The sequence below is a fragment of the Anaeropeptidivorans aminofermentans genome (assembly GCF_940670685.1).
Taxonomy (GTDB): Bacteria; Bacillota; Clostridia; order Lachnospirales; family UBA5962; genus Anaeropeptidivorans; species Anaeropeptidivorans aminofermentans.
On the sequence record NZ_OW711693.1, the window covers coordinates 1916791 to 1939458 of the forward strand.

The following is a 22668-nucleotide window of genomic DNA, read 5'->3' on the forward strand; positions in this document are numbered from 1 at the left end:
TTGGTTTTAGCGAAAAGCATATTCAATTCAGGCTTTTATTTAAGCAGATCAGGCCTTTTTTCCTTTGTTCTTCTAAGAGATTGTTCATGTCTCCATTTTTCAATTTCTTTATGGTTTCCTGAAAGAAGTACCTCTGGAACCGGCTTATCCATAAAAACCCTCGGTCTGGTATATTGAGGGTGTTCAAGAAGATTATCGGAAAAGCTTTCATTTATGAAGGATTCTTCCTTGCCTAATACCCCTGGAATAAGCCTCGAAACAGAGTCTATAAAAGCCATGGCAGGGATTTCACCGCCGGATAAGACAAAGTCTCCCATGGATATTTCGTCTGTAACTATAGTTTCTATCACTCTTTCATCTATGCCCTCATAATGGCCGCATAAAATAATAATATCTTTTTCTTTTGAAAATTCTTCTGCTGTTTTCTGGTTAAAAGGCTTTCCCTGGGGAGTCATATAGACAAGCCTTGTCCCTTCTGAAACCTTCTTTTTTATGGCATTATAGGCATCATAAACGGGAGCCGCCCGGATAACCATTCCGGCGCCTCCGCCGTAAGGATAATCATCGACTCTGTTATGCTTATCTCCTGAAAAATCCCTGATATCCACACAATTAATGCTTATGATATTATTTGATATGGCTCTTTTTATAATGCTGTGGTTAAGCCCGCCGGCAATAGCTTCGGGGAATAACGTAAGAACATAAAAATTCATCAGTCTTTCAGCCCTTCCAAAAGCTTTACTGTCATTTTATTATTTTCTATGTCAACATTTAAGATACATTGCTTTATAGCAGGGATGAGAAAAGGCTTCTCCCCTTCTTTGGTTATTTCATATACGTCGTTTGCCCCTGTGAACAAAATATCGGTTACTGTTCCAAGAAAGTGTTCTTCTTCGTCATATACAGAAATATCATATATATCTCTAATGTAGTATTCGTCCTTATTGAGCTTTACGCCTTTATCCCTCGGAACTTTAATAAGATTTCCTTTAAGCCCTAAGGCAGCATTCATATCGTCTATTCCCTTGAGCTTTAAAATTATAAATTGCTTATGATATTTATGGCCTTCTATAAAATATTCCTTTTCTTCCGATGAAGAAGAAATATAGAGACTCTTCAATTTTTCAAACTTTTCAGGGTCGTCGCTTATGGGAAAAATCTTTACTTCGCCTTTGATGCCATGAGCATTTACTATTTTTCCTATTTCAAAAAATGACATTCTTTCCTCCGGAAAATTATTAAAAATTCCGGCTTGTAAGTAAGCAAGCCGGAATTAATTATTGAACAATTTCTACAACTACCTTTTTTTCACTGTTGACTGCGCCTGCTTTTATAACTGTACGTATAGCTTTGGCAATCCTTCCGTGTTTTCCTATGACCTTACCCATATCCTCAGGAGCAACTCTAAGCTCAAGCACTGTAGCCTTGTCTCCGGGTATTTCTGTAACGGTAACGGCATCAGGATTGTCTACCAAATTTTTAGAAATAACTTCTAATAATTCTTTCATAAAATTCGCCTCCGCTAAAGCTCTTCTTACAGCGCGCCGGCTTTTTTAAGCAACGCTCTTACTGTATCTGAAGGTTGAGCGCCGTTTTCAACCCACTTTTTAGCAGCCTCAATATCTACTTTAAGATCAATAGGATCCTTTGTAGGATCATAATAACCTATTTCAGCAATGCTCTTGCCATCTCTTGGGGATCTTGAATCGGCAACTACTATTCTATAAAAAGGAGCTTTTTTAGCGCCCATTCTTTTTAATCTGATTTTTACGGCCATTTTTTTCACCTCCTCGTATTTTTAAAAAATAAGGCTGTGGCTTATATATCAAAATGAAGATTATATCTTTATTTTGATATATCGTGCCTAAGTAAAATTTATCTTAAAAAAGGAAGATTAAACTTGCCTTTTTTGCCTTTTGACATATCATTTATTTGTTTCATCATTTTTTTCATTTCTTCAAATCGTTTTAAGAGACTATTGACCTCCTGAATAGAGCGGCCGGAGCCTTGGGCAATCCTCTTTTTACGAGAACCGTTTAATACGGAAGGATTTTGCCTTTCCTTAGGAGTCATGGAAAGAATGATGGCTTCCACATGAACAAGGGCTTTTTCGTTTACCTGGGAATCATCTATATTCATCTGGCTTAGGCCGGGAATCATTCCCATGATGTTTTTTAATGGGCCCATTTTCTTAATCTGGCGCATTTGGTCAAGGAAATCTTCAAGGTTAAATTCCTGAGAGCGCATTTTCTTTTCAAGCTCCAGAGCCTCTTTTTCATCAAAAGCCGATTGGGCCTTTTCTATCAGAGAAAGAACGTCGCCCATTCCGAGGATTCTTGAAGCCATTCTGTCTGGGTAGAAAGGTTCCAAATCTTCAGGTTTTTCACCCATACCAACGAATTTAACAGGCTTTTTTGTAACGGCTCTTACGGAAAGGGCCGCTCCGCCTCTGGCATCGCCGTCAAGCTTTGTAATAATGATACCGTCTATACCAAGCTGTTCATTAAAACTTTCGGCTACGTTAACAGCGTCCTGACCTGTCATAGAGTCTACAACCAAAAGAATTTCCTGAGGGCGTATTTCGCTTCTGATATTTTTAAGCTCATTCATAAGCTCTTCATCAATATGGAGCCTTCCGGCAGTATCTATGATGATTACGTCATTGCCTTTATCCTTGGCATGGGATAAAGCCGCTTTTGCTATGTCTACAGGATTGTTCTGACCCATGGAAAATACAGGAACAGAATAACTGTTTCCCACTACCTCAAGCTGTTTTATGGCAGCGGGCCTATAAATATCACAGGCCACAAGAAGAGGATTTCTCCCCTGCTTTTTAAGCATACCTGCGAGCTTTCCGCTGGATGTGGTCTTACCTGAACCCTGAAGCCCTACCATCATATAGACTGTAGGAGGCTTGTTGGAATAAGTAAGCTTACTCTGAGTCGTACCCATAAGCTCTATAAGTTCATCGTTAACTATCTTTATTACTTGCTGGCCGGGGGTAAGGCTTGAAAGAACGTCTTCACCTATGGCCTTTTCAGTAACATTGTTTATAAATTCTTTTACAATTTTAAAGTTAACGTCTGCCTCTAAAAGAGCAAGCCTTACCTCTCTAAGGGCATTTTTAACGTCTTTTTCCGTAAGCTTGCCTTTACCTTTAAGCTGTTTAAAGGCTTCCTGAAGCTTCTGAGACAAATTTTCAAAGGCCATAAAGCACCTCCATCTTTTACTGCCTTAATTACTCTTTTAACAAGTTAATTTTTCTTTGAATTTCTTCTTTTAGGTCTTTATCTTTTATATCAAGCTTGTCTATAAGCACCGATATCTCGTTAAGTTCTTTTTGATTTTTCAGATAATTTTGAACAAAGTTAAGCTTATTCTCATAATTGTTAAGGACTTTTTCACTCCTTCTGAGAATATCTGAAACGCCTTGGGGCGTTATATCCATATTTTGAGCAATTTCACTTAAGCTCATGTCGAAATGATTATAAAGCTCATATATGGTTTTCTGCTTTTCTGTAAGAAGCTCGTTATAAAAATCATAGATGAGGCTTTTAAATAAAATACTGTCCATAACAGCACTCCAAACCCGCATATTACCTGCGGCAAAAGCTATCAAGTATTACTCCTTTATAGGACTTCTCATATTTTATTATATTACAGGGCATATGTCAAGAATTAAATATAAAATTATTCGTTTTGATTCTTTATTTGATAAAAATAGGGCCCGCACTGGACGGTTTCATGGGTATGTACATAGGTCCATTTTTCAATAGGATTAAATATATAAATATCATAATCCATATCAAAATCATTAGATTTTAGCAAATGTGCATTTTCTGCCAAAAAGGCTTTATCGCTATGTTCATAGAAAATAAATGCTATTGATTTTTCATATTTATCGAAGGCTGCCCTTGCCTTTTTGCGGGTTAAGGCATTTACTTTTTCATAGCTGAAAATATGCCATTTAAAACTTTGATAGTATATTTCTTTTTTTACCTGGGGACTTATTTCATGGGCAAATATTTTACTCCATTTTGCTCTAAGGCCTTTTACATTCTCAATTTCTGTGAAAATTACGCCTCTTTCTATAATTTCTTTTCGCTTTTGCAGATAGAGATACGCTTCTTCTCTTTGATTGTATGAATTTATCTTATCCATTATTTCTTCAAGAAGCTCAAGACGAATTTTCTGCTCTTCTTTATCTTCTATGGCAAGAACTTTTTCTTCTTCTTCAAAAAAATTTATCCATTTGCATTCAAGCATGGCCTCACCTCTTTATAAAAAGGCCGCAAGGCGACCTTAATAAACATATAAAAAATACTTAATCAGATTTTGGGTTTAACGCCCCAGAATTTAATTTTTGACGGAATTAATTTCTGTCAAAATGGAGGATTGATAAAGTTCCTTTGGAACTTTATCAATCCTCCTGCAATATTTCGCTAAAATTATATTTTGCGTCAGAACAAGCGGCTTTATTATGCTACCTTGCAGGCTATTATTTTTGAAATTCTCTTATCTTCAACTTCCGAAATCTTATACAGCACGCCGTTAAATTCAACCTCCGGCCTTTCATTGTCATTAGGTATGTATCCTAATTGGCCTATTAAAAAGCCGCTTAAAGTCTCATATTCGTCATCGGGAAGATTCGTTTCCAAAGTCTCTTCGACTAAATCAAGGCTTGCAGTACCTATGATTTCATAAGTTCCCGTATCTATCTGCCTTATTTCAGGAAGCTCTTCATCGTCATATTCGTCAAATATATTTCCCATGATTTCTTCAACAAGGTCCTCCATGGTTACGATACCCGAGGTTCCGCCATATTCATCTACAACGATAGCTATATGGACTTTATTAAGCTTCATCTCTGCAAAAAGCTCATCGGTTTTTTTAGATGTAGGAACAAAATAAGCCTTTCTAAGGATTTTTCTTAAATCAATATTTATATTGGCGTTTACATCGATTTTTTCATCAATAATATACTTTAAAATATCCTTTATATGAAGGATACCTATGATATTATCAATATTATCTTCATACACGGGAACCCTTGAATACTTCATTTCCCATATAGAAGGAATAATTTCACTCAGGTCGTCGTCAATATCAATAGCAACAATATCCGTTCTGTGAACAGAAACATCTTCGGCGGTTTTATCGTCAAATTCAAAGATGTTATTAATCATTTCCATTTCGTTTTCATCGATATTTCCTATTTCGCTTCCTGCGTCAACCATCATACGTATTTCTTCTTCTGTAACCTGCTCCGTATCTTCATTGGGGTCTATGCCTAAAAGCCTTACCACGGCGTTTGTAGACATACTTAAAAGCTTAACAAAGGGCTTGCAGATTACAGCAAGAAAATTTACAGGACCAACAACAAGATCCGCCATGAATTCAGTTTTCTTAAGAGCAAGTCTTTTTGGAACGAGCTCACCTAAAACAAGCTGGAAATAAGAAAGAAGTATGGTAATTAAAATAACAACTCCGCTTTTTAAGCTGGCAGAATGTGCCGCTGCTGGTGAAAGACCTAATCTAACAAATAAGCTTATAATCGGATCTGCGAAAGTCTGCCCTGCATATGCACCTAAAAGCAAGCCTACGAGGGTTATGGCTATCTGAATAGTAGATAAAAAATTGTCTTGATGCTCAAGTGTCTTTTTAATAAGAATTGCTTTTTTGTCGCCCCGGTCTGCTCGGTATTTTATCTTATTAGGATTAACAGACAATACCGCAAGCTCCGCACTTGAAAAAAAGCCGTTGACTAAAATGAGTATTGCAAGAATTATAACATCTTGTAGCAAAATTGATTCATCCTCCAAAATTTTTAAAAATATATTGTTTCATGAGCGTAGGCTTTACAAATACATTTCTCTACGTGAAATGTATTCATATTATAAGCTTATAAGGTATAGTGAAACAAATTAATTACAGTAACAAAAACCATATATTTTATACTCAGTAAACCTAAAAACACTTACAACTAAGCTAGACGAGAGTCCCTTTATGGTCAACAAACTTCTTTTTATCTTGTTGATTGTGAATGGCTTAAATATAGGGTTTTTATATATTAAGCCGTTTATGAAAAATAGGCTTTTGTTACTCCTTTAATCTTGTTTTACTTTAAATAGGAAAAATGCTGTTACCATTTAATATTAAGAACCTGATTTTACTCCTATAACTTACTATGATATTCTATCAGTTTTAACTATTTAACTCCAATGTTATTTTGAACCCTATGGAACAAAAATAAGGCAAATATAATCAAACATTTAATATACTCCCCCTATTCTTTTATTTTCTGCTTCTCTAAACAACATATACGCATATGCTTAAATAAATACTGATAAAATTATGATTTTTGAAAATTTCTATTTATATTCCGCTCTTTCCCCGCCGATAAGCTTCGGGCGGCTGTAAAGATAATTTATATTTGCCTTGCCGATTTTTTCTATAGAGCCTCTGTAAGGTACCTGAACATATCTTACATGCATTCCAATAAAGGTATTTCCGATATCAATTCCTGCAAAGGCGTTGATTTTTTCAACCATTACCGGCTCTTCATAAAATTTATAGGCGGCTGTTGCAAAAGAGCCTCCTGCATGGCCCTTAGGAATAACGCTTACGATTTCATAGTCAAACCTTAAAGTGGCAGTTTTTTCTATTACAAGGGCCCTATTAATATGCTCACAGCCCTGAACCGCTAAAAACAGACCTCTCATATTAAAAATGGGAAGTATTTCCTTGATTATGGCTTCACCAATTTCGGCATTTGAGCCTTTTCCAATTTTTGCGCCTAATATTTCGCTGCTGCTGGCCCCAAGAACGAATACTTCTCCTCTGGGTATTCTAATATAATTAAGAAACTCCGTAATTGCGTCTTTTGTATCAGATACTATATTATTCATAGCTATGTCCATATCTATACCTCCCCTGTAGAATTCTATTTTAAACTATATAATTAATTATGAACCTTATGATAGGCGCTTTTATTATATCCTGTTATTATTTCTATATATCCGCTTAAAGCTTCGTCAAGCTCCGTATCTCCTGTATCTACTACGAGGGGCCTTCCGCCAAGCTCTGCTATTTTATGCTCGGTTGCTATTACTATAATATTTTTTATGCCGATTTTTCTTATAACCCTTGGGCTTAACTGCTGGTTTCCTCTTCCGAAGAGATTTCCCTGGCCTCCTATAATGGTTACAATTAGCTTTGCAGGGATATCTTCTTTATTTAAAAGCTCCCATAGCTCTTTTTCCGTAACGTCAGACATGCAAAGCGCTTTATTCTTTATAATATCTATGCCCAGAAGTGTATCTTCTATTCCAAGTTCATCCATGAGTATTTTTGTCGTGCTTCCCGGACCTATAATGTAATATATATCATCTTCTATACTTTCCATTACAGTGTCTACGATTCCGATTAAATCGTCATCTTCTGAATGAATTGCACTTTTAATATTCTGAATTCTCTCTCCGGCGTCCGGAACGATCATATATCCGTATAATTTGGCTTCTACTATGGATTTTCTAAAAAGCTCCTCATTGATATCCATAACAGCTGATTCTTTAATGTGGGTTATTTTCCCGTCTAAATAATCTCTTGCGGCTGTGCCTGCATTGGTAGGGGTCGTTGCATATACGGAAGAATGGATTTTTACGCCGGCTGGAACGCCCATAACAGGAACCTTTTCGCCGACTGCCTCATATATATCCCTTGCCGTTCCGTCGCCTCCGGCAAACAAAATCAAATCGGGCTTTTCATCAGCCATAAGTCGTGCAGCCTTTTTCGTATCTTCCGATGTGGTTTTATTGTTTTCAGGAAATCCCAGAACTTTTACGTTATGAAAGCCTTCTTTCTTTAAAATATCTTCTCCCATATTTCCGCCGTATGTGAGAACTTCTAATTTTTCATTTAAAGGAAAAATTAGCTTTAATGCCGTCCTCATTCTGTTAGGGGCCTCCGGTACGCCGCCCATAGCCTCTGCTTTTTCTAAAATATCTTCTAAATCGCTTCCCTTAAGGGCAAGCTTTCCGCCAAGGCCGGCAATAGGGTTTACGATAATACCAAGTTTTTTTATTTTTTCGTCCATAGAACGTCACCTCTTTATAATTAAATCGTTTGTATTATTTTACGGCTTTAATGCAAAAAGTGCAAGCTAAGTTCATATACTTATAGTTTAATTTTATAGTATAAAATTTGGATTGCAAGGTAATCAAAATCATCGCTTCAAAAGTTCACAGGGCATCTTTGAATCAAGCTAATCTACAGTAAATTTATTATGAAAAAACAGCAAAAGCCTGTTCCCCTCAAACTCAAAAACACCGATTTCCTTCGGAAACGGTATGTTTTGAGCCTTCGTGAATATACGGTTTTACTACTATTTAACTTTAAATTTACTATATTCCCTGAATTCTTGCCTTTTTATATAAAAAATCCCCTTAAGGCTAGGCCAAAAGGGGAGAAAGACTATCTTTTAGGCGTATATACACCGAATACTTCAATTATGGAATCGTATAAGGCCTGCGCCGTAAGCTCTCTGAATTCTTCGGCCAAAAGTTTCTGCGCGTCGCTTTCGCTGCTTAAAAAGCCTATTTCACAAAGGACAGAAGGTATTTTCGTATCCAATATTACTGTAAATGAATCTTTTTTAACCTTTCTGTCGTTTAGCTGCAAGGTGTTAATAAGGTTTTTATGGAAAATTTCTGCCGTCTGCAACGTAGAAATTCCTATGGTGCTGTCATTTGCATGGGGATAGTAATAAGTTTCCGTACCGTTTGGAACAGGGTTCGGGTGTGCCGAATTAAGGTGGATAGATACGAAGAGATCCCCTATATCATTTGCAAATGGTGCTCTGTCAAACCTTGATACATACACGTCTTCAGCCCTTGTGGTATAAACCTTTATACCTGTTTTTTCATAATTTTTCTCTAAAATCGCTTTAAGCTTAAGCCCTATATCAAGCGTAAGAACCTTTTCCTGCATCCCATGACCTGAAGTACCGGGGTCGCTTCCGCCGTGGCCCGGGTCTATTACAACGACCTTTGAATATACTTCTTTCGGGTTTTTAAGGCCTATATAAATATTTTCACCGTCTTCGTATATCTTAAGGGCAAAAACCTTCTTTTCATTTATAGTTATCTGGGTACTGCTGCCTGTTGTTACAAGGCTTATGCTGCCTACATTTGAGTCATTTATTTCATATTCCCCGTAACCGTAAATATCCTGATAATTGCCCGGAAGGGTAAGAATATATTTATAATCATTATACCGATCCGTATGGATAATGGAATTAATATTTATGGGGTTATAAGGGTTCTTTTTAAGAGTAATTATTTTTTGCTCTCCATCGTAGCTTATATTTTTATAAGTAGGCTCTTCAAGACGAATAGTAACACTATTGCCTGCTGAGGAAACCGTATATTTAACTCTGCTTTTAAGCTCAATAACCACTCTTCCTGTCTGTTCGTCAAACATCGCCTTGCGTATGCTTTGAACAAATTTTCCGTTGGCATTTAGCTCGCCTGCCGTTATATCCGTAAATGAAAAGTCCACAACAAGTCTTTCAGGATTTGAAAGAGAAGTAATCTCCGGCCCAAGGCTTTTAGCGCCTGTAATCGTTATATATTCATAATTTCCGTCGGAATTAAAGGAAACGTCCTGTATGCTGTTTTTCTCAAAATTTACGCTTAAGGATTTTCTGTCGCCGGAAAGAGAAACGGCATAATTTACTCCGCTTTCAAGCTCTAATACAATTCTTGTTACCTTTTGCGGCGTTACTTGATTTTGAGCTGCCCTTATTTTTTTAACAGCCCCTGTTGAAACGGTGTATTCTGTTTTCGGAAGCTGCATATCGCTGTTATAAATATCGATAACGAGCCTGTTATCCGGCAAAAGAAATTTATCAACCTTACTTATTTCAGAACTTGCATTTATGATAACCGAATGATTGCTTCCAGAAGGAGGCGTTAAATTGCTTACGGTAGTTTCGGGATAGCTTCTTTCTTCTATTTTTGAATTGGATACGTCAACTGCAGGAACCATATCTCCTGTATTTGATGCTCCCTCATCTACTACGCTTCCTTGATTTGTCTCATGGTCAACTTCATCTGAATCATCAACATTATCGGCGGGGATTTCAGGAAGAGGCTCGAAAGTATCAGGGCTTTTTACAGAGACAATTCTATTTGTGCCGTCCCAGCCTACTTGAAAACCCAATGCTTCCGAAGCAAACCGAATCGGAATCATTGTCTTATCGTTTATAATTTTAGGTGCAGAATCCATAATAATAGGATTACCGTTTAAATTAGCTACGGAATTATTTATCTGCAGTACTACAAGATCGGCCCCATAAGCCACATAAACTTCCTGAGTGGCGCCGTTCCAGCCTACTATGGCCCCCAGTTCCTCAAATACCTCTCTTGCGGGAACAAGAGTATAATCGTTTATGATAACAGGCGGCATAGTCAAATTCTCTATTTTTCTGTCATCAATCATAAGAGTGATTTCTTTAGCGCTGTATTTATGGGATTTTCCGTCATAGGTGAGATTCATTTCAACGGTTTCCATCGCATATGTATTTATAGTTAAAATAGTTGTCATAAAGGATGCAACTACCAGATTCTTAAGTATTTTACTTCTCATTTTATCCTCCAAGTCAAAATTACTGTATTTAAACTTTATTTTATTATTCGCTTATACTTTGTGTTATAATCATAGTTTTTGCTCATACATTTCCCAAAGGAAATGCATTCATGAATAAAATTAAATAAGCTTAATTTTATTATTTGCCTATGCGTTGTGTTATAATTATAGTTTTTGCTCATACATTTTCCTTTAGAAAATGTATTCGTGACTAAAATCAGATAAAATCTGATTTTAGTCATATTATATCAGAAATATTTAAATTTTTCTTTGTTTAACGAAGATGAAATAAAAATGTAATAATATTAAATATTTTGGAATACTCAACCAGTTTTTAATTGGAAGCTCTAAAATCATGATAAAATAAATATAAGATCATTTTCTGGACATACTATAAAAAGCTTCTATAATTACTGAAATAAATTAAACAGCAACAAAACCATATAGTCACTTAGATTAAAAATATAGTTTAGAAATATAATAATTCGTGTTTTATGAAATTATCTTTATTGGATTTTATATATTAAAATCATCATTAATCTATTGCAGTATAAAGACAATTTCATTATGTTTCCGAAAGGAATCTGTGTTTTTGAGCAATGTAAAAAACAGGGCAGTTGTGATTCAAGAATACCCTGTGAACTTAGGCAGTGACAAGTTAGGTGAATCGGTTTTGATTACTTCTTTATAATAATTTACTGTAAGCTTTCAGGAAAGGAATGAAAATCTTATGGATATAAACTGTACAAATGATTGCCTTTATCAGGTAGACGGAAAATGCACTTTAAATAAGCTTTCCATGCCTTTCTTGGATACGGAAACAGAAGGGCTCCCTGATTGTGCTTATTTCAGCTCAAGATGCAAAAAGGATAAGCAATAAAAAAGGCAGCAGGTTTATAAGCCTGCTGCTTCTTTATATGTTAATTTCCAAAAAATTTAGAGAAAAAACCTTTTTTACTGTCGTATTCTTCTCCGCCCTCTTCTGCAAATTCCTTCAAAAGCTGTTTTTGCTTTTCGCTGAGCTTTGTAGGAACGCTAAGTTTAAGAGTAATTTTCATATCTCCTGATATTCTTGAATTTCTAAGTAGTGGAAATCCCTTTCCCTTTAATGTAATGACTGTATCAGGCTGAGTTCCGGCTTTTATGCTGTGCTTTTCCACAGACTCCATAGTAGGAATACTAATTTCCGCACCAAGAGCCGCCTGAACAAAGGTTATAGGAAAATCAAGATGAATATCGTTTCCATTTCTTCTGAAATATTTATGAGGCTGTACATAAACCGTTATAAGAAGGTCGCCGTTTGGGCCGCCATTTTCCCCTGGTTCACCTTTTTCTGCAAGCCTTATAGTCTGGCCGTTATCAATGCCCTTCGGAATATTTACTTCAAAGGTCTTTGACCTTCTTACCTTGCCTTTACCTCCGCAGGTCGGGCACGGATCGGTAATGATCTTTCCTGAGCCGTTACATACATGGCAGGTTCTTACACTTGTCATGGTACCGAACATGGTCTGCTGCTGGAATCTTTCCTGCCCGGTTCCGCCGCAGTTTTTACAGCTCTGGGCATTTGTTCCGGGCTTTGCCCCTGTTCCCTTGCAGGTTTCACATGTTTCTGTCATAGGCAAGGTTATGGATTTAGCAGCCCCAAAAAAGGATTCTTCAAAGGTAATATTGATGCCTGTGGAAACGTCTGCGCCTCTCATGGGACCGTTTCTTCTTCCGCCCCCTCTGCCGCCGAAGACATCTCCGAAACCGCCGCCGAAGAAGGTTTCAAAAATATCGCCCATATCGAAGCCCTGACCGCTGTAGCTATACCCACCGCCGCCTGTCTGATCAAAAGCAGAATGGCCAAACTGGTCATAGGCAGCCTTTTTCTGAGGGTCGCTTAAAACATCGTAGGCTTCGCTTACCTCTTTAAACTTTTCCTCAGCAGCCTTGTCATTTTGATTGGCATCAGGATGATATTTTTTTGCCATTTTTCTATATGCTTTTTTTATTTCATCCTCTGTGGCGCCTCTGGATACGCCTAAGGTTTCATAATAATCTCTTTTATCCGCCATTATACACCGCCCGTTCATTTACCTTTAATAAGCCGGATTTTATCCGGCTTATTAAATCACAGCTATATATTCTACACTTCTTTATAGTCGCCGTCAACTACGTCGTCACCGGGGTTTTGATTTTGCTGGTTTGGATCCTGTCCGCCGGCCTGCTGATAAAGCTTTTCGCTTATTTTGTAAAATGCCTGAGTAAGAGATTCTGTAGCATTCTTCAAAGATTCTACGTCGGCATCGCTCATGTTTTCGATGTTCATGCCTTCATTTAAGGTTTTAAGCTTTGAAAGCTCATCTTCAACGCTTGCTTTTTCGCTGTCATCAATTTTACCTTCAAGGTCTTTAAGCGCCTTTTCAGTCTGGAAAATCATAGAATCCGCATTATTTTTTACGTCTATGGCTTCTTTACGCTTTTTATCTGCCTCGGCATACTGCTCTGCTTCTTTAACGGCTCTGTCAATATCTTCATCACTTAAATTTGTGCTTGATGTAATGGTTATTTTTTGCTCTTTGCCTGTTCCAAGGTCTTTTGCGGAAACGTTAACGATACCGTTTGCATCTATATCAAAGCTTACTTCTATCTGAGGGATTCCTCTTGGAGCAGGAGCAATTCCGTCGAGCCTGAACTGGCCGAGCATTTTATTATCCTTTGCAAGAGGTCTTTCCCCTTGAACGATTACAATATCAACGGCTGTCTGATTATCCGCAGCAGTTGAGAAAATCTGCTTTTTATTTGTAGGTATTGTCGTATTTCTTTCAATCAGCTTCGTAGCAACGCCGCCAAGGGTCTCTATACCAAGAGAAAGAGGCGTAACGTCAAGAAGAAGAATGCTTCCTGCGCCTTCGTCACCGGCTAATTTACCGCCCTGAATAGATGCGCCTAAGGCAACACATTCATCGGGGTTGATTCCTTTGAAAGGGTCTTTGCCTGTAAGCTTTTTAACAGCCTCCTGTACGGCAGGAACTCTTGTGGAGCCGCCTACAAGAAGAACCTTATCAAGCTCGCTTGCGCTCATATCTGCGTCTTTTAAGGCTGTCTGAACAGGGCCTAATGTTTTTTCAACTAAATCAGAAATTAATTCCTCAAATTTTGCTCTTGTAAGCGTCACGTCAAGGTGCTTTGGGCCTTCCTGATTCATTGTTATGAAAGGAAGATTAATATTTGTGGTAGTAACTGTTGAAAGCTCTTTTTTAGCCTTTTCAGCAGCGTCCCTTACTCTCTGCATCGCCATTTTGTCTTGTTTTAAGTCAATGCCTTCGGTTTTTTTGAATTCGGCTACGATATAATCCATCACTCTTTCGTCAAAATCATCGCCGCCGAGGTTATTGTTACCGCTGGTTGCTAAAACTTCTATAACGCCATCGCCTATATCAATAATAGAAACGTCGAATGTACCGCCGCCTAAGTCATAAACCATGATTTTCTGTTCTTTTTCATTATCAAGACCATAAGCAAGGGCAGCCGCCGTAGGTTCGTTTATGATACGCTTTACATCAAGGCCTGCTATTTTTCCCGCGTCCTTTGTAGCCTGTCTCTGGCTGTCTGTAAAGTATGCAGGAACGGTTATAACAGCTTCTGTAACTGTTGTTCCCAAATAGCTTTCTGCATCTTGTTTAAGCTTCTGAAGAATCATAGCAGATATTTCCTGAGGAGAATATCCTTTTCCGTCAATATTTACTTTATAATCGGACCCCATTTTTCTTTTAATACTCATTACAGTATTGTCGGGGTTTGTTATTGCCTGGCGCTTTGCAGTTTCACCTACAAGCCTTTCGCCTGTTTTTGTAAATCCAACGATAGAAGGGGTTGTTCTTGCGCCCTCGGAGTTTGGTATTACAACCGGCTGTCCGCCCTCCATTACAGCTACGCATGAATTTGTTGTTCCTAAGTCAATGCCTATTATTTTACTCATATTTATTCCTCCAAAATATCTGATTTTATTAATCTATTTGTATAGTCATAATTAAACAAAGCAAGGTATCCATCTTTTTGTTTAACTAAAGAATTTTAATTATTTAAACTTTATTAATTTGCTACCTTTACCATAGAGGGTCTTATAATCTTGTCCTTATATTTATATCCCTTCATAAGCTCTTCTATGATGACATTTTCATCGTATTCTTCATTTTCTTCATGGCTTACGGCGTTATGAAAGGAAGGGTCAAATTTCTCCCCTACACAATCAATACAGCATACGCCCATATCACAAAGATAATTAATAAGCTGATTATATATCATTTCTATGCCTTTATATATATTATCCTCTTTATCCGGAAAGGATTTCAAGGCTCTTTCAAAATTATCTACAATAGGTAAAAGCCCGGAAACGGCTGATGACACACCATCGTCAAACATGGTAGTCTTTTCTTTTACAGTACGCTTTCTGAAATTATCAAATTCCGCAAGGCTTCTTTGAAGCTTATCGAAAAGCTCTTCCTTTTCTTTTTTTTCATTTTCAAGCTCTTCTTTTAAAGCGTCAATTTCCGAAACTTCTGCCATGTTTTCTTCTATTATTTCCTCTGAGTTTTTTATAGACTCCTCATTGCCACTGGCAGAGCCTTTTTCTTTATTAGCCAATTAAATGACCCCTTTCTGTTTTTATGGTGAATCGTTTGTTATATAATAAATTAGATGATTTAGATTTTTAACTATTCCGTAAAGCACAGATACCGCCTGGGAATAATCCATTCTCGTAGGACCGACTATGCCTATGGCCCCCAGAGATTTATTTCCATATTTGTAATTGGCTTTTATGATGCTGCAATCCTTTAATTGTTCGATATTATTTTCAGAGCCTATTACAACCTCTATTTTATCCGCGGCGTCCTTTCCTAAAAGAGTTATAAGAATCTGCTTTTCTTCAAAGGTTCTGAAAATATTTCTTGCTTTTTCTATGTCACTGAACTCAGGAAACTCTAAAATATTATTAACCCCTGAAGTATAGACCTTTATATTATCCTCTTGAGCAACAAGCTGTTTAATGGCATTAATAATTAACTCAAAGGTTTTACTGTCATTTACCCCGCCTATTTTTGAAATGATATCGTCACAGGAAGTACCTGATATTTCTTCAATGGTCTTTCCTGAAAAAGCATTATTCAAAACCAAAGAAAGCTTATTAAGCTCGTCATATTGAGGGGCATGGGCCACCCTTATAATATGATTTTTAATTACTTTATTGTCTGTAATCAAAACCACAACCACAGAGCTTTCATCCATGGGAATAAGCTGCAAATGCTTTATTTTGGTCCTTGTAACCTCCGGCTCCGAAACAATTGTCGTATAGTTTGTAAGTACGGAGATGGCCTTTGCAGTCTCTCTCATTAAATATTCCATATGGTTAATATTATTTATAATGATTCCTTGAAGATACTCAACTTCTTCTTTTGTAAGCTCACGGTATTGCATGAGCCTGTCTACATAGAGCCTGTAACCCTTGTCGGAAGGAACCCTTCCCGCTGAGGCATGAGGCTGAACGATATAACCCATTTCCTCAAGGTCGCTCATTTCATTTCTAATGGTAGCAGAAGAAATACCGAGATCATATTTCTTCGCAATAGTCCTCGAACCGATAGGCTCTGCTGATAAAATATAATCATTGATAATGGCTTCAAGAATTTTAATTTTTCTATCATTTAGCATCATATGATCACATCCTGTTTTGTTAGCACTCTAATCAAGTGAGTGCTAATTCATGATTAAAATTTATCACTTGAAAGCCATTCTGTCAAGTGAATTTTAAACTTTTTTATTACTTTCATATATAAATACTTTTTTTAATTCCTATTTGTCTGATCTTGAATAAAACTTCCCAAAGATTTTTTGACTTTTTAAAAAAGAAAATCCGCCATTACCATATTTGATAAATCAAGGCCTTTGGCTGTAAGAAAAATCCGATTGGCTTCATATAGTAAGAGCCCTTTTTTTATATTATCATGAATAGTCCCATAATATACGGAAAAAATGTCTTTTCCAAATGTTTTTTTGAATTTTTCAACGTCTATGCCTTTTATCAGCCTTAAGCCGAGAAACATAAATTCTTCCATGGCTTCTTTTTCAGAAATTTCATGGGAATTTGTTCTTATATTTTTTAAATTTGAACTGTTTTCTATATAAAAACTTAAATCCTCTGTGTTTTCGTATCGTACATTCTCCACAAGAGAATGGGCAGAAAGCCCGAAGCCAAAGTATTCTCCTCTTTCCCAGTATCTGATGTTATGCTGGGATTCAAAGCCTTTTTTCGAGAAATTTGAAATTTCATAGTGAATGTAATCCTTTGAAGAAAGAGTGTCTATAAGCAGATAATACATTTTTCTTTCTTCTGATTCCTCCGGAAGGTCTAATTTTCCTTCTTCATATAAATCAAAAAAAGGGGTCCCTTCTTCTATGATTAAGGAATATGCGGATATATGCCGTAATCCGAGCTTTGATATGGTTTCAACGGTATTTGAAAACCCTTCAATATCCTGCCCGGGAAGGCCGAACATAATATCTGCACTGATGTTGTGAAAGCCTGCCTTTAAGGCGTCGTTATAGTTTATTAAAAAGTCTTCGTATTTGTGAATTCTTCCTATTTTTTTCAAAACAGTATTATCCGTTGATTGGAGGCCCATACTAAGGCGGTTTATGCCGGAGAATTTTAAAACTCTTAGATAATCCATATTTAATGTTTTAGGATTTGCCTCTATTGTTATCTCCGCATCATCTGCTATATGAAGCTTTGAAAGCTCCTCCATTATTTCTGAAATAAACCTAGGAGGAAGGACTGTCGGTGTCCCTCCGCCTATAAAAATGCTCTTTATAAGGTATTCTTCCAAAAGAGGAGTATTTCTTATCTCCTTCAGCAAAGCGTTTTTATAGCTTTCATACATACCGTCTCTGCCTCTGAAGGATGTAAAATCACAATAAAGACATTTGCTAAGGCAAAAAGGGATATGAATATATATTCCTGTATCTTTCATAAAACTATTCCTCGTCAAGCTTAAGCACAGACATAAATGCAGACTGGGGAACCTCTACGCTTCCGATTTGGCGCATACGCTTCTTTCCTTCCTTCTGTTTTTCAAGAAGCTTTCTCTTTCTTGAAATATCCCCGCCATAGCATTTTGCAAGAACGTCTTTTCTTACGGCACGGACGGTTTCTCTTGCGATTACTTTATTACCAATAGAAGCCTGAATAGGAATTTCAAATTGGTGCCTTGGGATTTCTTCTTTAAGCTTTTCACACATTTTTCTTCCTCTTTCCTGAGCGGTGCCGGCGTGAACGATAAAGCTTAAGGCATCTACAACTTCCTTATTTACAAGGATATCAAGCTTTACAAGATTTGATTCTTTATATCCGATAAGCTCATAGTCAAAGGAAGCATATCCTCTGGACCTGCTTTTTAAAACATCAAAAAAGTCGTATATAATTTCATTCAAAGGCATATTGTAAGTAAGCCTTGCCCTTGTTTCTTCAAGGTATTCCATGCTTACATATTCCCCGCGCCTTTGCTGGCAAAGCTCCATGATTGTACCTATATATTCCGACGGAAGAATAATTTCCGCCTTAACGATAGGTTCTTCCATTCTCTCTATTCGGGTAATATCAGGCATATCGCTGGGGTTTGAAAGCTGAGCTTCCGTTCCGTCTGTCATATAAAGCTTATAAATAACGCTTGGAGCAGTAGTAACTAAGTCAAGATTATATTCCCTTTCAAGTCTTTCCTGAATGATTTCAAGGTGTAAAAGGCCTAAAAATCCGCATCTAAAGCCAAAGCCTAAAGCCGCCGAGGTCTCCGGTTCGAAATTAAGAGCGGCATCATTAAGCTGAAGCCTGTCCAAGGCATCTCTTAAATCAGGATATTTAGAGCCGTCTGCTGGGAATATGCCGCAGTATACCATAGGGTTTACTTTCTTATATCCGGGGAAAGGCTCTTTGGCCGGATTATCTGCGTTTGTTACTGTATCGCCGATTCTTGTATCCCCTACGTTTTTAATGCTTGCCGTAATATAGCCAACTTCTCCTGCGTTTAATCCGTCTGAAGGGATGAACTTTCCGGGAGCGAAAAAACCTGTTTCAACAACCTCAAACTCCTTTTTGGTCGCCATAAATTTGACTCTATCGCCTTTTGAAACCTTTCCGTCTACAACCCTCATAAAAACAATTACACCTTTATAAGCATCATAGAAGCTATCAAAAATAAGGGCTTTAAAAGGCGCTGCAAGATCGCCGGAAGGCGCCGGTATATCCTGAATAACTCTTTTAAATACCTCATCTACATTAATATCGGCCTTGGCAGAAATCAGCGGAGCATCCTGCGCTGGGATTCCGATAATATCTTCTATTTCTTTAATGGCGTTTTCGGGATTGGCGCTTGGCAAATCTATTTTATTTATAACAGGAAGAATTTCAAGATTATTATCTAAAGCAAGATACACATTTGCAAGAGTCTGGGCCTCAACCCCCTGAGCGGCGTCAACTACAAGAACAGCGCCCTCACAGGCGGCAAGGCTTCTTGAAACCTCATAATTAAAGTCTACATGGCCAGGCGTATCTATAAGGTTTAAAATATATTCTTCTCCGTTTTCGTCGGTATAGATAAGGCGAACGGCTTGAGCCTTAATGGTTATGCCTCTCTCCCGTTCCAGGTCCATATTATCAAGAACCTGCTCCTGCATTTCTCTTTCTGTAAGCAAGCCTGATTTCTGGATAAGCCTGTCGGCAAGGGTAGATTTTCCATGGTCAATATGAGCTATTATGCAAAAATTTCTTATTCTATCCTGATTAACTCTCATTTATTTCCTCCAAATTATCTCAATCCACTGTATTGTAACATAAATATATAATCTTTGAATATATTAAAATTTACTTTAGGAATAAAAATTTTATCTATATAATATTTGCTGTCTAAAACCAATATTTGTATAGTTCACTTCATGAAACATACGCCTTCCGAAACATAACATGAGTACATTTTTCTTTGCAGAATGTACTCCCCAAAAACAGCATTCGTACATTCCGCTCCATGAAATGTACTCATGAATGCCTTCTCCCGCATGGGAGAAGGCATTCACATTATACCATAGCATTTTAATGTTATACAAGAATTATTGAATACCTATAGGAATATTGCTGAAATCTCTTTAATTTAAACATTGAACCTTTTATTATCCGCAAATTTTACCTATTTATTTTAAGCTCTCTTTTTTCTATTTAACAATTATATCATTAATAATCATTTGCTAAAATATTTATATTTATAGGAAATACTTAATTTTTGTGATAAAATAACTCTTATCATATGAGAAAGCGGTGGAAATGTGAGAAAAAAATTAAAATACTACTATATGAATACTGCCGAGCTTTTAGATGCAGTAATTGAAATATATAAGAAATCCTTCGGGCAGCAGATAGCCCTTTCTATGATTTTCAGTATTATTTTTTCAGTAATTTTATTTGTAGTAATCTTTTTAGGTGTAATTGCTGTTATGGCTACTTTTATCGGAAACATTGGCTATTCGGATTTTAACACCACTATGATGATATTATCTGTTGCTGTATTTATTATATTGATTCTATTTGCTTCTTCTTTGCATAGCGCCCTTTACAGCACAGGAAATATTATACTTGCCTATAAATCTTACATTGGTGAAAAACCTTCTTTAAAGGATATTGTTAAGCAATGTTTTAAGAAATTTATACCGGTTTTAACCGTTATTTTTGCTCAATTTATTGTGCTTATTCCTCTTTTTGTATTTATAGCAGCTTTAAGCGTAGGATATTTTTATTATTTATTCAATATGATTAATACAGGCTTCACTGATATATGGCTTGCTATAATAATTACAGTTCTTTTTATTATTGCCCTATTAATAACAGGAATTATAAGCATGACAATCACCATAGCCTCTGTTCCTATCGCAATATTTGAAAAGAAGTATTTTATGTCTGCCGTTTCAAAGGGATTTGCCCTTATAAAAAAAGATTTCAAAAAAATACTTGGGACAGTCGCTATATATTATTTAGTCATGTATATTGCTTCTTACAGCTTTTCTGCGTTTTTAGGAATAGGCAAGGCCTTTATAGAACTTCTGTTTCCAAGGGATATTGCGGCTTTTTTATCCGTTTCAACGGTTTATTTTGATTATATGTTCTCGGCGGTTTTTTCAGTTATTTTAACACCCCTTAATGGAATTTTCTCAGCCGCCGTATATATAAATCAGAAAATAAAATATGAAGGTTTTGACATTTCATTAAAACTTGATGATTTAAAATCAAAAAACATGTATCAAAATTAAATTTAAACTAAAGGTGTATGATGATAACATTTGAAAAGACATTGGAAGAAGTCTTAAAAGCTTCAAAATATGATTATCTTACAGGGCGGCGGGAAAGATTTTCGGAAAAAGTTCTAAATGCCCTGCTGGATTTTATAAAGAAAATTCTCGAAAGCCTTAATATTAATATAAATTTTGATAGTAGAGCCGTGAATGCAGATATGATTTTTAATATATTCATCGTTATTTTTGTAATCATGATTTTTGCCATAATCATATTTATTTCCATGCTCATTATAAAACGGCGTAAAAAATCAAAAATCATATCAGATATTTTTGATGAACTAAAACAAACTACCATGGGCTTTGAAGAGATTACAGCTTTAGCTGATCAATATGAAAATAATAAGGATTTTCGTCAAGCCGTAAGATATCAGTATCTTGCTTTACTTCTTATTATTTCTGATAAAAATATAATATATATCCCGGATTCTATGACCGGCGGGCAATTTCTTAAAGAAGTGAAGAAAAACGTTCCCGAGTATTATGAAGGTGTCAATAATACCGTAAACATGTTTTATCTTTTATGGTTCGGAAATAAATCTGTAACCTGGGAAAATTATGTTAATTATAAGGCCGTCTATACTCAGACAATAAAGGAGGTCATGGCGCATGAATAAAAAAGCTAGAGAAATCCTCCTGTTTGTTTTGTTAATATTTATTTTTCTTATGGTGACGATTTATACCTCCTCCGATAAGGCAGTAAATTATCCCGACTATACGACGTTTTCTGCAAATAATGGCGGTGCTTCCTTACTTTTTGACGGCTTAAAGGCTATGGGCCTTCCTGTTGAGGCTTCTTTAAGGTATATAAATGATACTACAGATATAAACGATATACAGATTATAATCGCCCCTTCCTTTCTGTATTACGATGAAAATCAAAGCCAGGAAATCGCTGATTGGGTATTAAAAGGCGGTAATCTCTTATTTTTTGAAGAAGATTTATCCTTTACGAGAGAGTATCTGAAAAATAAAATAGACTTTTCGAATTTCATCACCAACGGCAGTTTTACAAGAGTAAAACACGGCCTTGGGAATATATATTTCGGTAATGCCGATGAGATAACCAATAAAGCCCTTATGGAAAGCCCTGAAAAAGGTCAAATCATCATAAATATTATAGGCCTTCATGACTATAATAAAATTTATTTTAACGAAAGCTATCATGGATATGCCGTAAGCGAGCGCCTATGGGACGGTCTTCCTTTTATGGTAAAGCTTGCATGTATTCAGATATTTATTATTACTGCCGCATGTGTATTATATTTCGGAAAACGCTTCGGCCGCCCTCTTCCCCTTTATGAGGAAGATGAAAGAGAAGAAAATGAATATGTTTATACCCTTTCAAACTTATATATCCATGCCGGAATGGGAGAAGCCGCAGTGAATGCCTATGCCGATAAGTTTTTAGAGTCGGCAAGAATTTATTTTTCCATTTCCCATACGCCTACCCTTGAAGAAGTATATATAGTATGGCTAGAAAACAATTTAGATAAAAAAACGGAGCTTGAATATTTAAAACATAATTTAAAAACATCTTATGACACGAAAAAAGCCAAAGAACGAAAAGAATTTTACAAAGCAATAGAATATTTAAAAAGCTTGAATTTTATATTGAGCAAACTTAAATAAGAAAGGAAATTGACA

Annotated in this window: 21 protein-coding genes; 4 read left to right on the forward strand and 17 right to left on the reverse strand. The window is 36.4% G+C overall.

What is annotated here, in order from left to right; translation table 11 throughout:
* Window positions 1-35: 35 nt before the first annotated feature.
* From trmD to NBX03_RS08005, 11 genes are all read right to left on the reverse strand, one after another.
* Complete coding sequence (gene trmD / locus NBX03_RS07955; RefSeq protein ID WP_250227255.1) at window positions 36-713, reverse strand: tRNA (guanosine(37)-N1)-methyltransferase TrmD; 678 nt, start codon at window positions 711-713, stop codon at window positions 36-38.
* Complete coding sequence (gene rimM, locus NBX03_RS07960; RefSeq protein WP_250227256.1) at window positions 713-1219, reverse strand: ribosome maturation factor RimM; 507 nt, start codon at window positions 1217-1219, stop codon at window positions 713-715. The genes trmD and rimM overlap by 1 nt, the downstream gene beginning before the upstream one ends.
* Before the next feature lie 58 nt (window positions 1220-1277).
* A complete protein-coding gene (locus tag NBX03_RS07965) occupies window positions 1278-1508 on the reverse strand; it encodes a KH domain-containing protein (protein ID WP_250227257.1) in 231 nt (76 codons plus the stop codon).
* Window positions 1509-1534: 26 nt separating this feature from the next.
* The gene (gene rpsP, locus NBX03_RS07970) at window positions 1535-1777 is read right to left on the reverse strand and encodes a 30S ribosomal protein S16 (protein ID WP_250227258.1); all 243 of its coding nucleotides are present in this window, start codon (window positions 1775-1777) and stop codon (window positions 1535-1537) included.
* 98 nt (window positions 1778-1875) lie between these two features.
* Window positions 1876-3210 (reverse strand): signal recognition particle protein, encoded by a 1335-nt coding sequence (gene ffh / locus NBX03_RS07975; RefSeq protein ID WP_250227259.1) that lies wholly within the window; start codon window positions 3208-3210, stop codon window positions 1876-1878.
* A 28-nt stretch (window positions 3211-3238) separates the two neighbouring features.
* Window positions 3239-3574 (reverse strand): YlxM family DNA-binding protein, encoded by a 336-nt coding sequence (gene ylxM / locus NBX03_RS07980; protein ID WP_250227260.1) that lies wholly within the window; start codon window positions 3572-3574, stop codon window positions 3239-3241.
* 116 nt (window positions 3575-3690) lie between these two features.
* Window positions 3691-4266 carry a DUF4275 family protein gene (locus NBX03_RS07985; protein ID WP_250227261.1) on the reverse strand — a complete coding sequence of 192 codons (576 nt, stop codon included), beginning with the start codon at window positions 4264-4266 and terminating at the stop codon, window positions 3691-3693.
* Window positions 4267-4478: 212 nt separating this feature from the next.
* Complete coding sequence (locus NBX03_RS07990; protein ID WP_250227262.1) at window positions 4479-5804, reverse strand: hemolysin family protein; 1326 nt, start codon at window positions 5802-5804, stop codon at window positions 4479-4481.
* 567 nt (window positions 5805-6371) lie between these two features.
* Window positions 6372-6920 carry a TIGR01440 family protein gene (locus NBX03_RS07995; protein ID WP_250227263.1) on the reverse strand — a complete coding sequence of 183 codons (549 nt, stop codon included), beginning with the start codon at window positions 6918-6920 and terminating at the stop codon, window positions 6372-6374.
* Window positions 6921-6961: 41 nt separating this feature from the next.
* Window positions 6962-8095 (reverse strand): ATP-NAD kinase family protein, encoded by a 1134-nt coding sequence (locus tag NBX03_RS08000; RefSeq protein ID WP_250227264.1) that lies wholly within the window; start codon window positions 8093-8095, stop codon window positions 6962-6964.
* 377 nt (window positions 8096-8472) lie between these two features.
* A complete protein-coding gene (locus NBX03_RS08005; protein ID WP_250227265.1) occupies window positions 8473-10647 on the reverse strand; it encodes an N-acetylmuramoyl-L-alanine amidase family protein in 2175 nt (724 codons plus the stop codon).
* Window positions 10648-11377: 730 nt separating this feature from the next.
* Here NBX03_RS08005 and NBX03_RS08010 point away from each other — a divergent pair.
* The gene (locus NBX03_RS08010) at window positions 11378-11527 is read left to right on the forward strand and encodes a hypothetical protein (RefSeq protein ID WP_250227266.1); all 150 of its coding nucleotides are present in this window, start codon (window positions 11378-11380) and stop codon (window positions 11525-11527) included.
* A 40-nt stretch (window positions 11528-11567) separates the two neighbouring features.
* Here the strand turns inward: NBX03_RS08010 and dnaJ are convergent, their stop codons facing one another.
* The 6 genes from dnaJ to lepA form a co-directional block, all read right to left on the reverse strand.
* The gene (gene dnaJ, locus NBX03_RS08015) at window positions 11568-12704 is read right to left on the reverse strand and encodes a molecular chaperone DnaJ (RefSeq protein ID WP_250227267.1); all 1137 of its coding nucleotides are present in this window, start codon (window positions 12702-12704) and stop codon (window positions 11568-11570) included.
* A gap of 71 nt (window positions 12705-12775) precedes the next feature.
* Window positions 12776-14611 (reverse strand): molecular chaperone DnaK, encoded by a 1836-nt coding sequence (gene dnaK / locus NBX03_RS08020; RefSeq protein ID WP_250227268.1) that lies wholly within the window; start codon window positions 14609-14611, stop codon window positions 12776-12778.
* A gap of 113 nt (window positions 14612-14724) precedes the next feature.
* On the reverse strand, window positions 14725-15276 hold the full coding sequence (grpE, locus tag NBX03_RS08025) for a nucleotide exchange factor GrpE (protein ID WP_250227269.1): 552 nt from the start codon (window positions 15274-15276) through the stop codon (window positions 14725-14727).
* Window positions 15277-15297: 21 nt separating this feature from the next.
* Window positions 15298-16344 carry a heat-inducible transcriptional repressor HrcA gene (gene hrcA / locus NBX03_RS08030; protein WP_250227270.1) on the reverse strand — a complete coding sequence of 349 codons (1047 nt, stop codon included), beginning with the start codon at window positions 16342-16344 and terminating at the stop codon, window positions 15298-15300.
* 185 nt (window positions 16345-16529) lie between these two features.
* Window positions 16530-17660: a radical SAM family heme chaperone HemW gene (gene hemW, locus NBX03_RS08035; protein WP_250227271.1), complete on the reverse strand. Its 1131-nt coding sequence runs from the start codon at window positions 17658-17660 to the stop codon at window positions 16530-16532.
* A gap of 4 nt (window positions 17661-17664) precedes the next feature.
* Window positions 17665-19476 (reverse strand): translation elongation factor 4, encoded by a 1812-nt coding sequence (lepA, locus tag NBX03_RS08040; RefSeq protein WP_250227272.1) that lies wholly within the window; start codon window positions 19474-19476, stop codon window positions 17665-17667.
* 525 nt (window positions 19477-20001) lie between these two features.
* Here lepA and NBX03_RS08045 point away from each other — a divergent pair.
* The 3 genes from NBX03_RS08045 to NBX03_RS08055 are packed head-to-tail and all read left to right on the forward strand — an operon-like array spanning window position 20002 to window position 22653.
* Entirely contained in the window at window positions 20002-20979 is a 978-nt protein-coding gene (locus NBX03_RS08045) for a hypothetical protein (protein WP_250227273.1), read from the forward strand.
* Between the two features lie 17 nt (window positions 20980-20996).
* Window positions 20997-21638, forward strand: a complete 642-nt coding sequence (locus tag NBX03_RS08050; RefSeq protein WP_250227274.1) for a hypothetical protein — start codon at window positions 20997-20999, stop codon at window positions 21636-21638.
* Window positions 21631-22653, forward strand: coding sequence for a DUF4350 domain-containing protein (locus NBX03_RS08055; RefSeq protein WP_250227275.1), 1023 nt, complete (start codon window positions 21631-21633; stop codon window positions 22651-22653). Before NBX03_RS08050 ends, NBX03_RS08055 begins: the two co-directional genes overlap by 8 nt.
* Window positions 22654-22668 lie beyond the last annotated feature (15 nt).